This is a genomic window from Amycolatopsis sp. SID8362 (assembly GCF_010550475.1).
Taxonomy (GTDB): Bacteria; Actinomycetota; Actinomycetes; order Mycobacteriales; family Pseudonocardiaceae; genus Amycolatopsis; species Amycolatopsis eburnea.
Genome location: NZ_JAAGNB010001339.1, coordinates 1 through 2,230, shown reverse-complemented (window position 1 = coordinate 2,230; position 2,230 = coordinate 1). Strand labels below are relative to the sequence as shown.

The window sequence follows — 2,230 nt, the reverse complement described above, 5'->3', positions numbered from 1 at the left end:
CACGGACGCGGCCGCGTCCAGGGTTTCCAGCACCGAGCTGGTGATCAGCACGGCCAGCCCGCACAGCGCGGCACCCAGCGCCGAGTCGCTCACCGTGGACAGGAACATCGTGATCGAGGCGAACCCGAGCATCGACACGACGATGTAGCTCACCGCGCCGAGCAGCCGCAGGCCGAGCGCGGACGAGCTGAGCGACTGCCCGGACAGCGACGTCACGCCGGTCGGCTGCCCGCCCGGCCCGGCGACGCCGGGGTTGCCGCCGGTGCCGAACAGGATCACCCCGAGCACCAGCGACGTCAGCACGACGATGACGATCGCCGCGGTCACGTACACCGCGATCGCGACCAGCTTCGCGCTCAGCAGCCGGGTCCGGCCGACCGGGCGCACCAGCAGGTACCGCAGCGTGCCGCCGGACGCCTCGCCCGCGATCGAGTCGCCCGCGACGACCGCGACGGCGATCGGCAGGAACAGCGGCAGCACCAGCGCGAGCGCCGCGGCCGGGTAGAGCGCGCCGTCGTGCACCACCGCCGACAGGAACGCCCCGCCCTGCCCGGGCGGCGGCGCGAAGTCGGCGGTGGCCAGGAAGACACCGACGACCGCGGGCAGCAGGCACAGCAGCAGCACGCTGACCCACACCCGGGGCCGCAGCGCGAGCTTCCGCAGTTCGACGGCGATCACCCGGCCGCCCCGAACCGGTCCGAGCCCGGACCCGTCAGGTCGAGGACCACTTGTTCCAGGGTCCGCTGTTCGGCGTGGATGGACGTCACGCGCACCCCCGCTTCGACGAGCAGCGCGTTCAGCGCGGCCGGATCGGCGTGCCGGATGACCAGCCGGTCGCCGTCGCGGGCTTCGAGCTGCCCGTCGAGGACGGCCGCCGCCGCGGCGGGGTCCGGCGTCCCGACGAGCACCCGGCCGGTCTCGGCCCGCAGCGCGGCCAGGTCCTCCTGGATCACCAGCCGGCCCCGGTCGACGACGCCGACGCGCGTGCACAGCTGCTCCACTTCGGCCAGCAGGTGGCTGGAGAGGAACACCGTGGTGCCGCCCGCGTTCAGCGCGGTCAGCAGCTCCCGGATCTCCTTGATGCCCTGCGGGTCGAGCCCGTTCGTCGGCTCGTCGAGGATCAGCAGCCGCGGCTTGCGCAGCAGCGCGCCGGCGAGGCCGAGCCGCTGCCGCATGCCGAGCGAGTACGCCTTGACCGGCCGCTGGTCGACCCCACCCAGCCCGACCTGTTCCAGCGCGTCGTCGATGCGACGCCGTCGCGTGCGCCGCCCGCCCCCGCGCCCGGCGGCGTCGAGCAGCGCGAGGTTCCGGCGCCCGGACAGGTGCGGGTACGCGGCCGGGCCTTCGACGAGCGCGCCGACGTCGGGCAGCACCTCGGCGACCCGCTTCGGGACCGGCTCGCCGAGCACCTCGATCTCGCCGCTGGTCGCGTAGACGAGGCCGAGCAGCATCCGGACCAGGGTCGTCTTGCCCGAGCCGTTCGGGCCGAGGAAGCCGTAGCGGTCGCCTTCGCGGACGTCGAGGTCGACCGCGTTCACGGCGACGGTGCGGCCGTAGGCCTTGGTGAGCGCGCGCGTGACGATCATCGGCTGCCCCGCCGCAGCCGGGACAGCTCGTCCGCGACGGACTTCAGCACGTCGGCCGTCACCGTGCCGGCCAGCAGGTAGGAGCGGCGGGAGACGGCCGAGCGGACGACCGCGAGCGACAACGGCGTGATCGACAGCTGCACCACGGTCCCGGCGGCCAGCTTGACCTGCACCGCGCCCGCCTTCCCGGCGGCGTCGCTCGCCGCGTTGGCCACCGCGCGCGGCACGGCGATCACCGCGAAGGACGCCAGCCCGCGCCCGTAGAGCGCGGCGCCCTGCACACCGCCGAAGTCCGACGACGTCACCGGCCGCCCGGCCAGCGCCGAGGGCAGCGGCACCTGGTTGAAGGAGCCGAGCGTGTCCGACACGTCCGGGGCGCTCGCCACGGTGAACCCGGACCCGAGCACCGGCCGCGGCGCCTCGACGACTGGCGTGGTCTGCGCCAGCTCCTGGAACTCGGTCACCAGGATCGGGGACCGCTGCCCGCGCGCGGTCACCTCGACCCGCACGGCCACCCCGGTCGCCGGGTCCGCCCACAGGTCCACCTGCCCGATGGTCGTGTCGGGGTCGGCGGGGACGAGCCGCAGCCCGGACGCGGCGACGCCGGCGACGTTGCGGCCCGGCAGCGCGGTCACCGGATCGCC

The 2,230-nt window shown here is 75.1% G+C and carries 2 protein-coding genes and 1 pseudogene; all 3 read right to left on the bottom strand.

The window, feature by feature from the left end:
• Positions 1–678, bottom strand: a 678-nt coding sequence (locus G3I65_RS41200; RefSeq protein WP_160700887.1) for an ABC transporter permease, incomplete at its 3' end; no start/stop codon positions are given.
• Complete coding sequence (locus G3I65_RS41195) at positions 675–1,586, bottom strand: ABC transporter ATP-binding protein (RefSeq protein WP_160700886.1); 912 nt, start codon at positions 1,584–1,586, stop codon at positions 675–677. The genes G3I65_RS41200 and G3I65_RS41195, both read right to left, overlap by 4 nt.
• Positions 1,583–2,230, bottom strand: a pseudogene (locus G3I65_RS41190) (hypothetical protein); the annotation flags it as partial. The gene G3I65_RS41195 and the pseudogene G3I65_RS41190, both read right to left, overlap by 4 nt.